The organism is Bdellovibrionales bacterium (assembly GCA_019750295.1).
In the GTDB taxonomy this organism is placed as follows: domain Bacteria; phylum Bdellovibrionota; class Bdellovibrionia; order Bdellovibrionales; family JAGQZY01; genus JAIEOS01.
Window position 1 is genome coordinate 1 of sequence record JAIEOS010000151.1, and the last position, 15698, is coordinate 15698.

The 15698-nt window shown below is 47.3% G+C and carries 14 protein-coding genes; 6 read left to right on the forward strand and 8 right to left on the reverse strand.

Annotated elements, in window-relative coordinates; translation table 11 throughout:
* Together K2Q26_16100 and K2Q26_16105 are read right to left on the reverse strand one after the other, a co-directional pair.
* Positions 1–239 (reverse strand): hypothetical protein (locus K2Q26_16100; GenBank protein MBY0317042.1); only part of this gene is annotated, 239 nt, incomplete at its 3' end.
* A gap of 1 nt (position 240) precedes the next feature.
* Positions 241–1308 carry a hypothetical protein gene (locus tag K2Q26_16105; protein ID MBY0317043.1) on the reverse strand — a complete coding sequence of 356 codons (1068 nt, stop codon included), beginning with the start codon at positions 1306–1308 and terminating at the stop codon, positions 241–243.
* A gap of 243 nt (positions 1309–1551) precedes the next feature.
* On the opposite strand from K2Q26_16105, the gene K2Q26_16110 reads away from it, so the two are divergent.
* On the forward strand, positions 1552–2253 hold the full coding sequence (locus tag K2Q26_16110; GenBank protein MBY0317044.1) for a hypothetical protein: 702 nt from the start codon (positions 1552–1554) through the stop codon (positions 2251–2253).
* Positions 2254–2341: 88 nt separating this feature from the next.
* On the opposite strand, the gene rpsD is transcribed toward K2Q26_16110, so the two are convergent.
* Together rpsD and K2Q26_16120 are read right to left on the reverse strand one after the other, a co-directional pair.
* Positions 2342–2977: a 30S ribosomal protein S4 gene (gene rpsD, locus K2Q26_16115; GenBank protein ID MBY0317045.1), complete on the reverse strand. Its 636-nt coding sequence runs from the start codon at positions 2975–2977 to the stop codon at positions 2342–2344.
* A gap of 162 nt (positions 2978–3139) precedes the next feature.
* Entirely contained in the window at positions 3140–4282 is a 1143-nt protein-coding gene (locus tag K2Q26_16120) for a hypothetical protein (GenBank protein ID MBY0317046.1), read from the reverse strand.
* Between the two features lie 145 nt (positions 4283–4427).
* Between K2Q26_16120 and K2Q26_16125 the strand changes: the two genes are divergently transcribed.
* The gene (locus tag K2Q26_16125; protein ID MBY0317047.1) at positions 4428–5006 is read left to right on the forward strand and encodes a DUF3187 family protein; all 579 of its coding nucleotides are present in this window, start codon (positions 4428–4430) and stop codon (positions 5004–5006) included.
* Here the strand turns inward: K2Q26_16125 and coaE are convergent.
* On the reverse strand, positions 4972–5589 hold the full coding sequence (coaE, locus tag K2Q26_16130) for a dephospho-CoA kinase (GenBank protein MBY0317048.1): 618 nt from the start codon (positions 5587–5589) through the stop codon (positions 4972–4974). The two genes, K2Q26_16125 and coaE, sit on opposite strands and share 35 nt — an antisense overlap.
* A 117-nt stretch (positions 5590–5706) precedes the next feature.
* On the opposite strand from coaE, the gene K2Q26_16135 reads away from it, so the two are divergent.
* The 4 genes from K2Q26_16135 (at position 5707) to recN (ending at position 12407) form a co-directional block, all read left to right on the forward strand.
* Entirely contained in the window at positions 5707–7560 is a 1854-nt protein-coding gene (locus K2Q26_16135; GenBank protein MBY0317049.1) for a protein kinase, read from the forward strand.
* Positions 7561–7670: 110 nt separating this feature from the next.
* Positions 7671–9695: a M3 family metallopeptidase gene (locus K2Q26_16140; GenBank protein ID MBY0317050.1), complete on the forward strand. Its 2025-nt coding sequence runs from the start codon at positions 7671–7673 to the stop codon at positions 9693–9695.
* A 125-nt stretch (positions 9696–9820) separates the two neighbouring features.
* Positions 9821–10699, forward strand: coding sequence for an NAD(+)/NADH kinase (locus K2Q26_16145; GenBank protein ID MBY0317051.1), 879 nt, complete (start codon positions 9821–9823; stop codon positions 10697–10699).
* A 28-nt stretch (positions 10700–10727) separates the two neighbouring features.
* The gene (gene recN, locus K2Q26_16150; protein ID MBY0317052.1) at positions 10728–12407 is read left to right on the forward strand and encodes a DNA repair protein RecN; all 1680 of its coding nucleotides are present in this window, start codon (positions 10728–10730) and stop codon (positions 12405–12407) included.
* Here recN and K2Q26_16155 read toward each other — a convergent pair.
* From K2Q26_16155 to K2Q26_16165, 3 genes are all read right to left on the reverse strand, one after another.
* Positions 12404–14143 carry a PDZ domain-containing protein gene (locus K2Q26_16155; GenBank protein MBY0317053.1) on the reverse strand — a complete coding sequence of 580 codons (1740 nt, stop codon included), beginning with the start codon at positions 14141–14143 and terminating at the stop codon, positions 12404–12406. The genes recN and K2Q26_16155 overlap by 4 nt on opposite strands.
* A gap of 106 nt (positions 14144–14249) precedes the next feature.
* Positions 14250–14930, reverse strand: coding sequence for a UDP-2,3-diacylglucosamine diphosphatase (locus K2Q26_16160; protein ID MBY0317054.1), 681 nt, complete (start codon positions 14928–14930; stop codon positions 14250–14252).
* A 45-nt stretch (positions 14931–14975) separates the two neighbouring features.
* Positions 14976–15698, reverse strand: a 723-nt coding sequence (locus K2Q26_16165; GenBank protein MBY0317055.1) for a hypothetical protein, incomplete at its 5' end; no start/stop codon positions are given.

Here is a 15698-nt window from a genome sequence, read left to right on the forward strand (position 1 = left end):
TTTAAACCGCAGCGTCCTGAGAAGGCCGAGGCGTAAATCGTTGCCACATCTCGCTGAGCCAAAAAAGTCGGACCCAGTGACTGCATCAAGGTGATCGCCGTATCGAAATCTCTGCGATCCATCGCTCTTTTGGCTTCGTAGTAAACCGCTTCTCGCGTGTCTTTTTTTGCCGTTTCCTTGAGGACGTTTTCGCAACCCAAAAAAGGTAACAGAAGAAAAATACAGAAGAGTTTTCTCATCTTAGAACCTCAAAAGAAATTTAGCAGCCACACGCTCGTCCCTGATCGGGAGTTCATCGGTGCCAATCTCTTCGTTGTAGTATGCCATTTGAAATTGAAAAAACCGGGTCGCCCACTCAAATCCACCGGTGAGATAGCCCCGATTGTATCCCGCGCGTAAAAATAATCTATCACCTAAGTTAATTTCGTACCCAGCATGGAGCTTTCTCTCTGCGTCGCCTTTGTTGGTGACATCATCATACTCGATGGTGAACGTGCTGCGCATATCGTTCGAATGAATAGGAAAAAGAGCCATCGCAATATCAACCGACATCGGAATTTTCGCCGGTGCGAGGTCATCCGGATAGTTTCTCGTGCTGTTTCCTAATGTGAACGAAGTATCTCCCACATCTTTGGCGATCACCGAAAGCGTTGGTAAAACAGTGGTGGGCGACGAAACTGACATCGCAACGTCGGCGCCCAAACCTAATCCACCTCTTCCGTAATTTTTAATATCAAGGCCTTGGACTGCAGGATCCACATCACCGTCGTGAGCGACGCGATCAATGGCTTTCACAGATGCACCCAACTTAAGAATACCTCCATAAGCACTCCAATTGTAGCCGACCACTGCCGCGAGATCGCTGGTGTACTTCAATCTTAAAAAGTCATTGGCCACTAAACGCTCGGCTTGAACTTCATTCTTCGCCAAAAATCCGATACCAAAGTTACGAGTCGCAAAGGATGGAAAAATTTGACTGCGATAAAAATAGCGATCTCCTTGTTTACCCGCGAGCTCGTCGTAAACTTCGGGGATATCAGCGCCGTTAATAATCGCTAGATCTTGAACCGTCTTTACACTTTGAGTGTTGGTCGTCACTTCAGGATCGATGATTGTGAGGTAAGGCTCACGCAAGCGACCAAGACCATTGGGATTTAGCAAAAGGGCCGTCTCATCATTGACCACAGCAATTGCGGCTCCACCCATCCCCATCTGACGGATCCCTTGGTAAAAATCAGCAGCGGCAAGACCCGACGCTGACGTTAAAAATAAAATCGCAAAAATAAAGCGAGAAAGTTGTTGGCGCATTCAACTTTTAGTATGTTTCAGATTGAGAAAAAACGCCTTCATTCTCTCCCAACACTGAGGGGAAACCAGACATAGGAAGAGTGTGAGTTTTGCCGCTTTTTTTCGAGGCCGATTGACCAAGAAGTGGACGCTTATTCCAGGCTTTTCTCTAGTGACTTTGAACGCTCATTTCGAGACGTAAGGTGGGTTTTTCATCAAGAATTCCACAGTTCTACCGATAGATAGAGCTCACGAGGTTGCATCATGAAAAAAATTATTCTTCTGAGTCTCTTTGCTCTGGCGATCACGAACTGCGAAAGCAAAGACGACGATAAAATTTATGCCGCTCAACAATGTTTAAATACGGCCACCCCCGCGACTGTTGACGCCTGCGTCGCAAAAGTTCAGGGTTTGTCGTCAAACCAATCCTACGTCATCCGCTGCTCTGCCGACTTTATCCGACAAAAAATTAGTACGAGCCGAATCGTGAATGCGCTCGAGGATCTCGATAACGGAACAGGCGATGTAACAACAACAGCTTTATCCTTTTTCACATTTAAAGATGATATCAGCAATCCCTCAAACACCGGAAAAGTTTTAGTCGCCTCCGCCGTCGAGAATTGTTCAAAAACAGGATCGCCCATTCTTAAAGATTTGGCGTTACTGAGCCAGATGGCCACGCTATTGACCAGCATCGCGGGGCTTACCGGATCGATCACCGACGAGGGACTTGACCCTGCAGCACTCGAGGCCTGGCTGGCCGGCCAAAACTCCGGCACGATCAATGCTCTGCCGGCCGGAGATCTTGAGGCTCTCGGCAATGTCATTATCCAAGCTCAGCCTTCGTATTGCGGCAATGGCGGACAATTCGAGGGAACGGAAGTGTGCACCGACTTGAATCAAGCTGTAAACAGTGGCGATCCCTTGCAAATCGCAAAAGATCTCCTAAACCAATTGAAAAATTAATTCGGGCGCGCACCACGGACGGGCCTCAGAAGATAAAAAAAAACCGGCAGAGACGCCGGTTTTTTTATTTTTCACTCTCTCAAGAAGCTTAAACGCTTCGGATTGAGTAATATTCTGTAAACAGGTTCGAAGAGAATTGGAATGGAATGTACTCGAGACCTGGAACCGATTTGATGGTGCCAATCGCTTTACCAGACGTATCTGCCTTAGCTAAGTAGTCAGGCATTTCCATGCGAGGAGATTCCTTCGCCTTTAGTACAACTTGGTGATTGTAAGACGCTTCTTTCAAAGCAATTTTATCACCCACGCGAAGAACGACAGAGCTCACGCGAACTTTTTTATCGTTCACTAAAACATGTCCATGAGCCACGAGCTGACGTGCAGACATGATGCTAGGTGCGAGACCTAAGCGGAAAACAACGTTGTCTAAACGAAGCTCCAGACGACCCGCCAACTGGTTAATCCAGCTTTTAGAAGCATCACCACGTTGTGCATCACGGATAAAACGACGAAGTTGTTTTTCGCGAAGTCCGTAATGGAACATGACCTTTTGTTTTTCTTCTAATTGAAGTGCGTAGTTCGAAAATTTCTTTCTTTTGTTTCCGTGTTGTCCCGGAGGATATGGGCGACGCTCAAGGGCTCCTGGTTTACCAAGTCCAGGAAGTTCGACTCCAAGTCGACGTTGAATGCGAAATCTAGCGCGTCTTTTTTCAGTTTTAGCCATAGGTCTTTTACCTCTAAATAAAAATAGGTTTTAACAAAATAAGAAGGGAACATATCCCATGATTCTGGGAAGCTGTCACCCCTAAATGCTTAAAAATAATGAAATTTTACTAGAGAAATTAGGCCCCCAGGTGAGGGACCTTTTTATGGATCAAAAACAACCCTAGAAATTGAGGGTCATCGTAAGCATATATACCCGATTTTCCTTAGCTTTTGACGATGTTCCCACCTCTTCGCCATAGGTGGCTAAATCGAGCTTAAAATACGACAGTTGCCCGGTAAAACCCGCCGTCCAATACCCTTGGTTCAGACCCGCGCGCCACCCGCCACGCCACCAGGAGGCCATTTTCCATAAAAATTCGGCCCCCACATGGATTCCTTTTTTCGGGGTCCAATTGGGATGCCCGACATTTCTGACATCGACCGCCATGCGGCTTGTCCAGACCCACCACTCCGGTAACGCAAAGGCTGTCCCGAAATCAAAACGACGCCGTAACTTTTCCGGATCTCCCGTTTTACTTTTATCGTACAATCCCATGTTGGTGACAGGGCCCATGTCTAAAACGTTTTGTACGACCACACCAAAAGTGGGTTGAAGAACGCTCAATATCCCGTCCTCGTATTCCGGCATGTACCACATCCATCCCAAATCCGCATCAACAAACAAGCCCTCGTTGCTATTTTCGGCTTCGAGCACTTTGTCGTTTTGAATGGCTGCAATCGAAATAATTTTGTCGAGATGAGCGCGATAAATCGCTTTGGCAGTCACACCGATATCCATTCGTCCGTACTCCACGTGGGGAATATTCCAAGCGCGCGCGAAAGCCAATGTGCTATCTTGATAGGCCACTAAATTGAGTGCCGGCCCCACCGCCTGATTTAATTCCACATCGACCGAGACATCCGCTGGAACAAAAGCGATGGACCATTTAGGACGTGCCCATGTCCAGCCGAGCGACGGACCTCTCAAATTATAATGGTTCCCGTAGTTGGCTTCGATAACGTTGGCAATGGCGTTAGCGTCGCTTCCGGCATTATCAATATCTTTAGCAAGCTTCTGGATATCAGGATTAACTCCTAAGCGAAGATAAAAATCCATTTCGCCTTTTTTAACTTGTGGCAGACCTGCGGGATTAAAAAACATAGCGTAGGCATCGTCGGCCATAGCGACGTGCGCGTTCCCCATCCCCTGAGCACGAGTGGTTACAAACTGATTGTGCACAGGATACATCACAGCTTCACCGGCAAAAGCGGTTCGAACAATGAAGTACATCATCGCAATAATAATAAAACCATAACGAATCATTCAGACCATCCCCTAGAATTTGGCGCGTCCATATTTTGATAAGACAGCGAGCTCACTATATATTTCCCTAAACATCTATGATTATAATAAAAGAATGTGGAGACAACTTGTAATTCTAGGACTATGCCTTTGTTCCAGTTTTGAAATGGCACTTGCCAAGCCGCCAACGACCAAAACCTATGTGGTCCCCTCACCTAAAGACGACGACAAACAGACTCCGTCTTACGATATAAAAGACGAAACTTCCTTAAACACGACAAATCTCGAACTCTCACCCAAAGATGCACCTCCACCCCATCCGTTTGCCTATCATCTCCCTCTTCGCCCCAGCGTCACCTTGTTATTAAGCCGCCACTACGGCTTTAAAGAGGAAGTCTCTGATGGTTGGCTCGGTGTTCACGTCGCCCCTTGGGTTCGACCCACGAGTCGAATTCAAATTGGAATTGACGCCAACAAGACCAAGGGCTTGCTACAAGTCGCTTACCACTATTTGCCGACACGAGATTACTCTCGTTTTTACGGAGGAGCTGGGGTGAGTATTTTAGTCGACCCTAAGGACGAGCTTCGACCACTTTTAAAAACAAAAAATTATTTTGCCTTTGGTGTGATCGGTTATGAACTTCAAGTGGCCGATCTCCATAGTCTTCGAGCAGAGTTCAGCTATCATTTAGGATTCGAAGATTCTCTGATCAAAGCAAGCGTAGGTTATACTTTTCTTTTATAGATGTGACCCACTGCTGAACTGACACCTTGAGATTTTCGAGTGTTGTTTCGTTGTTGATAACATCGTCAGCCCGCGAACGTTTGGTATCTATTGGAATTTGTGACTGGAGGCGGGCATGGGCTTGTTTCTCGGAGAGTGAATTCCGCTTCATCAATCGCTGAATCTGAACCAAGTCGCTCGCATACACGACCACGATCCGATCAAATTCCTTTTCCAATTTTTTCTCGAAGAGAAGAGGGATTTCATAAACAGCAATTTCGGTCCCCGCCTGTTTCATTTGCACTCGAAGGTCGGCCACATGGCGCTTTACAAAAGGGTGAATAATTCCTTCGAGAACTTCTCGCTGCTTTGGATTCTTAAAAACGATTTCCCCTAAAGCTTGTCGATCAATGGTGCGACCATCGCTCGACAAGATCCCTGGACCAAAGGTCTGGAGAATCATTTGGTAGGTGGAGGTTTTCGGGTCGAGGGCGAGATGTGCGATCTGATCGGCTTGTATCACCGGGATGCCAGCCTCTTGCAAAAGTTGACCGACTGTTGATTTTCCTGTCGCAATTCCGCCTGTTAATCCAATCCAAAGCATAAAATCCTTTTTGACAAAGACTAATGGCCAGGTCCAGGACTGTCGAGGAAATTCATAAAAACGACCGCAAACCTTAGAAAAATCTAAAAAATCAACGCACTTTGACCGATAGGGAAATTGAAACGTAAGTCAGCAAAGGGATTCAAGTTGGCAGAACAGCAGTTTGAAAAATTTGGTCATTACATTCTTTTAGAAAAACTCGCCTCGGGCGGGATGGCCGAAATTCATTTAGCAAAAAAAATTGCCGCCGAAGGTGTTCAAAAGTTCGTTGCAGTGAAGCGCATTCTCGCTGAGCACTCCACCTCTGCCGATTTCATTCGCATGTTCAAAGACGAAGCGAATATCGTGGTGAACCTAAAGCACGGAAATGTGGTTTCGATCTTCGACTACGGAATCGAAAATAAACAACCGTACTTGGTCATGGAACACATCGAAGGCAAAAACCTTCGCCAGATTCTCAATAAATTAAAATCTCTCAATAAGCGATTTTCACTGAGCCACGTGGTTTATATTTCGAAAATGATCGCGGCGGGTCTTGATCACGCACACCGCTGTATCGACGCGACCACCGGCCAATCCCTTAACATCATTCACCGAGATATGAGCCCGCAAAATACAATGATCAGCTACGAGGGCGAAATCAAGCTGATCGATTTTGGTATCGCTAAAGCGACAAGTCAGTCGGAAAACACCCGTGTCGGCCAACTCAAAGGAAAATTCGGCTATATGAGTCCTGAGCAGGTGGATGGACTCGACGTCGATTCGCGCACAGATATTTTTGCGTTAGGGATTATGATCTGGGAAATGTTAAGCGAACAGCGCCTGTTCCTTACAAATAACGAGATGTCGACACTTCGTAAAGTTCGCGAGTGTAAAATTCCAAGCCTCCGCGAAATGGATCCCAATATTCCGGTTGAATTAGAAAAAATAGTTTATAAAGCTTTGTCTCGCAACAAAAGCCAACGTTATCAAACAGCAGCAGAACTTCAGAAGGACCTTCAGAGCTTTTTAAATCGCTACAACCCTGATTTTTCGAGCCAAGACTTTGCGGAGTTTATAAAGGATGCCTACTCCGAGGAAATTTTAGAGGCCCGTAAAAAGCAAGTCGTCTACTCTAAGATAGATAATATTATTCTCGAGAACAAAAATAAACTGACTGATGCTTTTACGCAATCATTCACCTACTCTTACAACGAGGCCGACAAAGTGAGCTTTGTCGATCTCTCTTTAAAGAAGGCGGATGATGAAAAATCTTTATCGATGAACGTGACGAATCCCATGGTTCGCGTACCGGCGCCCTCGCGCACGATTCGCAACGACGGTCATACAAAAAGTACAAATACACAGGTTCGACACACAACGATGCAACGGGAATCGAATTCGTCTCCAATTTTTTCGGTGATCGGTTTTTTAGCCATTGCACTCGCTATAGTGGTGGGGGGCTTTGCTCTTCTTAATGAGACGAAGCCACAAATGGTTGCAGGTCAGTGTTTGACTTTAAAAACCATGGGATTACCTCTCTCTTGCTTCGAGGAGTCTCAGACTCGTTTGAGTTCAACCACTCCTAAATTAAAGATTACTAGTGACCCGGATGGGGCTTGGATTTTTATCGATGGAAAATCCACCGGTCAACGGACCCCGGCAGATGTTGAAGTGGGTGCTAAAAACTTCGTCCTCGCGGTGACGATGCCGGGTTACAAAGCCATCAGCCAACGCTATGACTCGTTCCCGGTGAACAACAATGTTCACTTTAAATTAGCGTCCACGCCCACAGGTTGGGTCGTCGTTCGCGTGGTCCTTGGGGAAGTTTTCTACAATGGCCAGAAAATTCAGAATAACTCCCGCGTCCCGCTAGAGGCGGACAAACCGGCCGTCTTTAAAGCGGTCAACCCCCTCACGAACGCCAAAGAAGAAAAAGTCATCACCGTCAAAGCCAACGAAAACAAAGAAGTCGTCTTCTCCCCCCGCTAATCGTCCGGAAGGTACGCCGATACTTTTTGAGAACCTGCGCGTTAAACTGACGCGCAGGTTCTCAAAAAGTATCGGCGTACCTTCCGGACGATTTGTGATAGTTTTGGAGGATGGAAACTTTATTTTCTTTAAAGAATAATTCGCCCTTTTCTGCAATCCCCTTCGACAAAATTCAGCTCCAAGATTTTTCCGAATGGATAAAAACGGGGATCGCAGAAGTTCAAAAACGCATGGACGCCATCGCCTCGAATCCTGAAAAGCCGACGTTTAAAAATACGATCGAAGCGATGGAGTTTTCTGGGCTCGAGCTCGATCGCGCCACCACCTGCTTCTTTAATCTTTTGCACGCTTGCAGCGATCCCGCCCTCGATGCCCAGTCCAACGAGATTTCGGCGCGCTTGGCCGAACACGGAAATAATATTTTGCTCAATGATAAGATCTTCGCGCGAGTGAAAGCTGTTCATGACGCCAATGAGGAGCTCACCGTCGAGCAGCGCTCTCTCCTCGACAAGTACTACCAGGATTTTACTCGGAACGGCGCCCTTCTTTCAACAGAAGACAAAGCTCGGCTCCGGGAACTCGATAAAGAGTTAGCCCAAATGACGCCGCAATTTGGCCAGAATGTTCTTAAGGCCACCAACGCTTTTAAACTCATAATTACCGACGAAAAAGATTTAGCCGGTCTCCCCGATTCCGCCAAGCAGGCGGCGAAAGAAACTGCGGAAGAGGCCGGGCAGAAGAATGCGTGGATTTTTAGTCTCCAAGCTCCAAGCTATGTTCCGTTCATGACTTACTGCGATCGCCGTGAGTTGCGACAGCAGATGTGGATCGCTTACAACCAGCGTTCATATTTGCCGGGAGAAAACTCAAATCGTGAACTGTGTGAACGTATTGTCCTGCAGCGGGCCCGCCGCGCCGAACTTTTAGGTTTTGGCTCGCATGCCGACTTTGTCCTTAGCCGTCGTATGGCGAAGTCTCCACAGGCCGTCACGCAATTCCTCAAAGACTTAGTCAACCCCTCCATGGCCGCCGCTCGCAAAGAGATGGAAACTCTCAAAGATTTCCATAAAAAAATGGGTGGCGATGGAAATATCATGCCTTGGGATTTTGCTTATCTTTCCGAGAAACTTAAAACTTCGCTCTATGATTTTAATGAGGAGGACTTGCGTCCGTACTTTTCGTTAGAGGCGACCATTCACGGAATTTTCACTCACGCAAAAAAGCTTTTCAATTTGGATTTTAAAGCTCTAACGAACCTTCCCGTCTATCATCCGGATGTGACGGTTTACGAAGTCAGCGATCAAAATGGATTTGTCGGCCTCCTTTACTTTGATGTTTTCCCTCGCGCCAATAAACGTGGTGGGGCTTGGATGACGACATTTTTAGATCAAGGCTCTGACGGAAAACAAAAGTATCGCCCTCACGTCAGTATTGTTTGTAACTTCACAAAGCCGACGAAAGACGCTCCATCGCTTTTAACTCTCAACGAAGTTCAGACGCTGTTTCATGAATTCGGTCACGCGCTACACGCCTTACTTTCCGACGGGCACTATCCATCAATTTCTGGCACCAATGTCCTCTGGGATTTTGTCGAGTTGCCGTCGCAAATCATGGAGAACTGGGCGCTGGAGAAAGAAACGTTAGATTCTTTTGCCAAGCACTACAAAACCGGCGAGCTGCTCCCCTCCGATCTCTACGAAAAAATGAAAGCAAGTCGCAACTTTAATGCCGGCACCGGAAGTCTTCGCCAAGTGGGATTTAGTCTCGTTGATCTTGCATGGCACTCCACTCCCTCAGGACAAGTGCCGAAGGTGGATGTCATCGAGGACGAAATTCTAAAACCGATGAGTTTACTCCCGCGGATTCCAGACACGAACTTCTCAGTCACGTTTTCCCACATTTTTGCCGGAGGATATTCAGCAGGCTACTATAGCTACAAATGGGCAGAGGTCCTCGACGCCGACGCCTTCGAGTATTTTAAGGAAAAGGGAATCTACAGCAAAGAAGTGGCCGACCTGTTTAAAAAACATATTTTGAGCCAAGGCGGAAAAGAAGATCCAGCGGTCCTCTACAAACGCTTCCGCGGCCGAGAACCCGATCCCAAATCCCTCCTCCGAAGATCCGGCCTCCTCTAAAAAGTCCGAAAGAATCCGAAAGGTACGCCGATACTTTTTGAGAACCTCCGCGTTAAACTGACGCGGAGGTTCTCAAAAAGTATCGGCGCACCTTTCGGACTTTGCCATTTTCGTGGAGGGCTTATATGATTTGCAGGATGTCGAAACAGATTAAAAATGTGGCAATTATTTACCGCGATCAAACTCCAAGAGCGCTTTTTGTCGCGAAGAATCTTTGTGAGTGGTTACAGAATAAAAACATTACGGTTTATTTTCAACCCGGCAAAGGTGGCGAGACGAAATGCCAAGAATTGGCCTCGAAAGACACCATCAAACAATTAGATTTGATCGTTGTCCTCGGCGGCGATGGAACCTATCTCGAGGCGGTTCGTTTTATCGGTGATCACCAGGCTCCTGTGCTCGGCGTGAATATGGGATCTCTCGGCTTCCTCACCGAAAATCGAGTGGACGAACTGTACGAAGTGATGGAAATGGCACTCACCAACCAACTTCAAGCCCAACCCATCAGTTTATTAAAAATGATTTTATGTAAAGGCAAAGAACAGTGCCAAGAATTCCTCGCCCTCAACGATGCGGTGATCGAACGCGGACAGAACACTCATTTATTAAATGTTGGAATTTACTGCGATGGCGTCTTAGTCGCTGAAACTAAGGCCGACGGAATGATCATCGCCAGCTCCACCGGATCCACTGCTTACAATCTCGCCGCCGGCGGACCCATTGTGCATCCGGATGTTCACGCCGTAGTGATCACTCCCATTTGTCCCCACAGTTTGACCACACGACCGATGCTTCTTCCTGATGACCGAGTGATTTCGGTTCGCGTTCTGGGTGAGGGAAATTCGGGCCGAGTTTCGATTGACGGACAATGGCGGTCTGATATCGACGACAGCTACGAAATTCAGATCCAAAGACACACTCTGCAACATTACGCTCTTCGCCGCAGCCACCATAACTTCTTCTCCATCCTGCGTGAAAAGCTTCGCTTTGGAGAGCGCAACTAAACTCAACGAGCCTTTGGGGGGTTACCTTATGCTCATGGAACTTAAAGTTAAAGACTTTGCGATCATTGACCAGATTCATCTTCAATTTGGCAAAGGTCTTAATATTATCTCTGGAGAAACAGGCGCTGGTAAATCCATTCTGGTCCGCTCGCTCGGTCTTTTGATGGGCGGAAAATCCAACGCGGAAGATATTCGCCAGCAGTCCGAAGCCGCCATCGTCGAAGGTTTATTTGATCTCACCGATCGCGAGGATATCAAAGGCGCGCTGGAACAGTTTGGCATTAGTAACGACGATGATGAACTGATTGTTCGACGGATTTTTACTCGAGATGGAAAAAATAAAGTTTATCTTAATGGCCACTTGAGTTCTCTGGCGGATTTGAAAAATATCGTGGCTCCGATGGTCGAGGTCACCGGCCGGACGGCTCCCCTGATCGAAGTTACAAGTCAGAGTGAAAATAAAAATTTAATGTCTTCGGCCTACCATCTGGATCTTCTCGACCAATATTGCGACTGCTTACCTCTACGAAAAAAAGTCACGGAACTTTTCGGTCGCTATCAAGAAATCGAAGATACAATGACCGAACTTAAAAACTCGGCGCCGACGCGGAGCCAGCGAATTGATTTTATCAAATACCAAATGAACGAGATCACCGCCTTGGATCTCGATCCAGAAAAAGATGCGGCCCTCGAGGACACGATCAAACAACTTAAAAATCGCCATGTTCTTTCGAACTTCTACCAGCAAACAACAGAGTCGTTGGACGGAGACGTTTCGTCTCAGCTGGGACGCATTTTGCAGTCCTATCAGGCTCTCAAGTTTAAGCCGGAAGCACTGGAAAAAGTGATGGATATCATTGAAGAGGCACGGAAACTGATCCAAGAGGCCTCGTTTCAGATCTCTTCGAGCAGCACCAACGGAGATGAACAAAGCTTGGATTCCATGGAGTCTCGACTTTCTGATATTCGCAAACTCCAAAAGAAATTCGGACCGTCCATCGCCGACGTCATGAATTCTCAAGAGTCTTTACAAACCGAGCTGGAAGAGTTGGAAACGGCCGATGAGCGTTTAGCTCAGCTGGAGTTAGAGCAGAAAGCCGTCATGGCCGAGCTTAAACCGCTCGCGCAAAAACTCAGTCAAAAGCGGGCCGCCAGTTCAGAAACATTGATCAAAAAAGTGAACTCCCAACTTACCGATCTCAACATGAAGGGCGTGTTGTTCGGCGTGCAGATGGAAAAGCTTCCGGAAGTCACTGCCAATGGGATCGATCGGGTCGTGTTCACCGTCAGAAACGGCGCTCAGGGCGAAGATCGCCCCCTTCACAAAACCGCCAGTGGTGGAGAATTAAGTCGTATACTTCTCTCGCTCAAGTTAGCCGTTGGTAAAATCGATATGCCTCGCAGTTATCTCTTTGATGAAGTGGATACCGGCGTGAGCGGTCCTACCGCACAGAAGGTCGGCAAGAAACTCAAGAGCATTGGCAAAGGCCAGCAGGTGATCTGCATCACTCACCTTCCTCAAGTGGCATCATTTGGGGATCAGCATTACCTCATCGCCAAAAAGAGCGCCAAGGGAACCTTAGTGACGAACGTGACGGAACTCAGTGGTGCGGAACGCGTGGAAGAAATTGCGCGTTTGATTTCGGGTGAGACCGTGAGCTCGACCAGCCGAGCTCACGCGAAACAACTGCTTCAGGATGCCCGTTAGTTTTTCTTAACGGGCTGATCAACAACTTCGAGCCTTATATTTAACTTGGCTTGGCAAGCCAGAGCTTCTTCAGCCACATGGACAGGGTACATGTCTGCCGCTTGATCTTTTTTAGGATCTGCAAAGTATTTCGCTTCGGCGAGCTTTCCCTGATCGATACAATTTTTAACTTGAGCCACAACCGCTGCACGTTTTTCACTGGGCGTCCAGGTGCCACCCTCCGCAGGTAAAGCATTTGGGTAAATCTGAGCTTCGCGGACCGCGAACATATCGTCTTCGGTCGCATCAGGCTTAATAGGAATCGCGATGTCGGGGAAAATTCCTGTAATCTGGTTCGTTGTCCCACCGGGCTGATAGAAATAATTCGTCGTGCGGAAAAAGAGAATCGTTTGGTTGGAGATCGCCAGCGGTGAGGCCGATTGAACTGAACCTTTTCCAAAGCTCTGCTCGCCGATCACAAGAGCGCGATCATAATCGCGCAAAGCACCACCCACAAGTTCCGAAGCACTTGCAGAACCGCGATTTAAAAGAACTACGACCGGAAGGTCGGTCACTTTTTCTACCAAGGACGTGTTCATTGGATTCTTTTCGAACTGTTTTGTGATTAGATTTTTTGTAATCACAATTTCTTTCTTTCCTAAGAATATGCCGCCGATACAAACTGCGAGACCCAACTCGCCTCCAGGATTGCTTCGCATATCGAGAACAATACCTTTGGCGCCTTCGACTTCCTTCTCCATGACACTTGAACGTATTTTATCGCAAAGATCTTTACCTGCAAATTGTCGGAATCGAATGTGAGCTATCTTTTGACCAAAGCTTTCGACCATTCGTGATCTTACACCTTCGAGCTTTACTTTCGCCCGAACGAGCTTGATCTCCATCGTCTGCCCATCCCGAGAGATGGTGAGCTTTACCTCTGTGCCATCAGGTCCTCGAATGTTGCTCACCACGTCCGGCTTTAAATCAGTCACTGGGATATCATTCACGTGCGTAACGATGTCGTTGGCTTTTAAACGACCATCTTTTTCCGCGGGGCCACCGGGAATGATGCCCATCACCTCATTTGTTTTTCCGTTAAACTCCATGCCAATCCCAGAGATATTCTGGTCCGCAGACTCTCTTTTATCTGCGAACTCTTGAGTGGGAGCAATTCGACCGTGAGCATCGACCGCAGTGACAACATAGGCATTAAACGCTTGGGCCAGTACAAAGTTTTGCTTTTTTCCTTCGACTTGCTTTTGAAAATCTTTAAAAACCTTGTCCATAACTTCGGCGAAATCAATTTTATTGGGGCTACTGAAAAGTTCTTCATGAGCTTTTTTGATCTTTAGACGTAAACCATCTCGAGCTTCCCATCGAGAACGAAACGAGAGCTTAGTATCTTCTTCGGGTCTTGCAACAAACTGATAGATACCCACTTCATTGAGTTGCTCTTGAAGCGCACCGGCCTCGAAATCGCTGTCTTTACTGTAGGCCACGGGAACCATAATCTTCTGCATCGATTTTGCGAGAATATTGATGATTTCAAAACAGCCACTAAACGTTTCCAATTTCTGGTAACACGCCGAAGGTTTGCCTCGTGTGAACATGGGTCCAAAATTTTGCTGGAGAAGAGGCATAAGTATCGTCCCTTCCCAGTACTCTTCCATGGTTTTTTCTGTTTGAGAAAAACCGCTGAGCGATACGAGTAAAACAGAAACGGCGACGACGATTTTGGAAGATAATGATTGCACCAAAAACCCCTTTTTAGAATTAGTCCCAAATGACCGGGGTCAGGTTTAGTGCTTTTGAGAGATTTTTCCCATTTTTTTGTGAGAGGAGTGAAGTTATTACAGGAGTTTAGATCTGCTCCCAGGTCCACTTATTGTCTTTGAATTGCAGGATCACCGGCTGATCATCCCAGCTTCCTAAATTAAAACTGATTTTGTTTTTGAAGGCGAACTCATCACGTAAGTGCACGTGACCAGTAATGATTACGTCAAACGGCTTTTCGCGGGAGACGCGCTGGGCGTGCTCGTGAATGATTGTGCGGATGCGGTGTTCGTCGCGTAAACGATCTGTGTAGTTGCGGCTTTTGGCGCTCGCCCACTCCCCGATCTTGTAAACGATTTTCCCGGGCAGATTCATGATGAGGAGCCGAACGAGCGGGGTTCTTAGCAGCCATCGCAGGAATAAATAACCCCTGTCTTTGGGATCCATCTCATCCCCGTGCTCAACACGTACGGTGATATCATCAAATTTAAATATGGCCGGCCCATGATAAACCGTCGCACCGATTTCTTTTTCCCAAAATTTTTGAAGGTGCAGATCATGATTTCCCTCGAAATAATGAACTCGTCCTCCTCGAATAATGAATCGTTTGAGTGAATCGGCGAGAGGCCGGAATTTTTCGATGAAGTACTCGTGATTCCCCAACCAAAGATCAAAGATGTCGCCCACCAAAAATAGTTCGGTGGTTGGAGGTTGATTCTCCAACAAAACAAAAAAGCGCAGAAGTTTCTGCGCTTTTTCCTCTTTCATATTCCGGATATGAATATCCGATACAAAGTAAATCGTTTCCACAGATTAGTTTGGTCCAGGGGACTCCTCGCTCCGCTGTTTACGACGGAGGTAGGTAGGTACGTCAAGATTCGACTGGTCAAATGGAGAACTGAGGTCCACGTTTTGGCGCTGTTGAGCGCTGTGATCCATGGGCATTTCCATTGTTAGTTGTTCCGCAGGTCCTTCTTTTTGGCGAAGGGCTTGCTCGCGATACGCTTTAGCTTTTGCCAGTAAAATATCCCTGGGAGATCCTTTAACTTCAGGCTGTTCCATGGGTGCTGCCTGCTGTTGCGGGATTTGTGGCTGTTGAACTTGTGGAAGTTCTTCAACCTGAAAAGTAGGAGCGGATGTCATCGGAGCTGGCATTTCTACCGGCGTCTCAACAACGGGAGCTGCGGCTTGAAGCGGAGGAATCGGGGGCATCTGCGGCGGGTAAGTCGCTGGAGCTTGAGGTTGAGTGTAGTAGTGATTCTGATGAATCGGCTGCTGCATCGGATTGTACGCCTGAGGCTGAGGAGCTGGAGGCGCAAAATGTTGCGGCTGCTGAAGAGGAGCGCTGGAGTACTGAGGTGTTGGCGCGCTTAAGTGCTGATGCGGAGCCGGTTGCTGATAAGAATACAACGGAGGCGGCGGAGCCATCTTTAATACTTCAGCTCCAAATCCTGTTGCAATCACGGTCACGCGAACTTCTTCGCCCATGCTCTCGTCGATCACTGCACCAAAGATGATTTCTGCATCCTCGTGAGC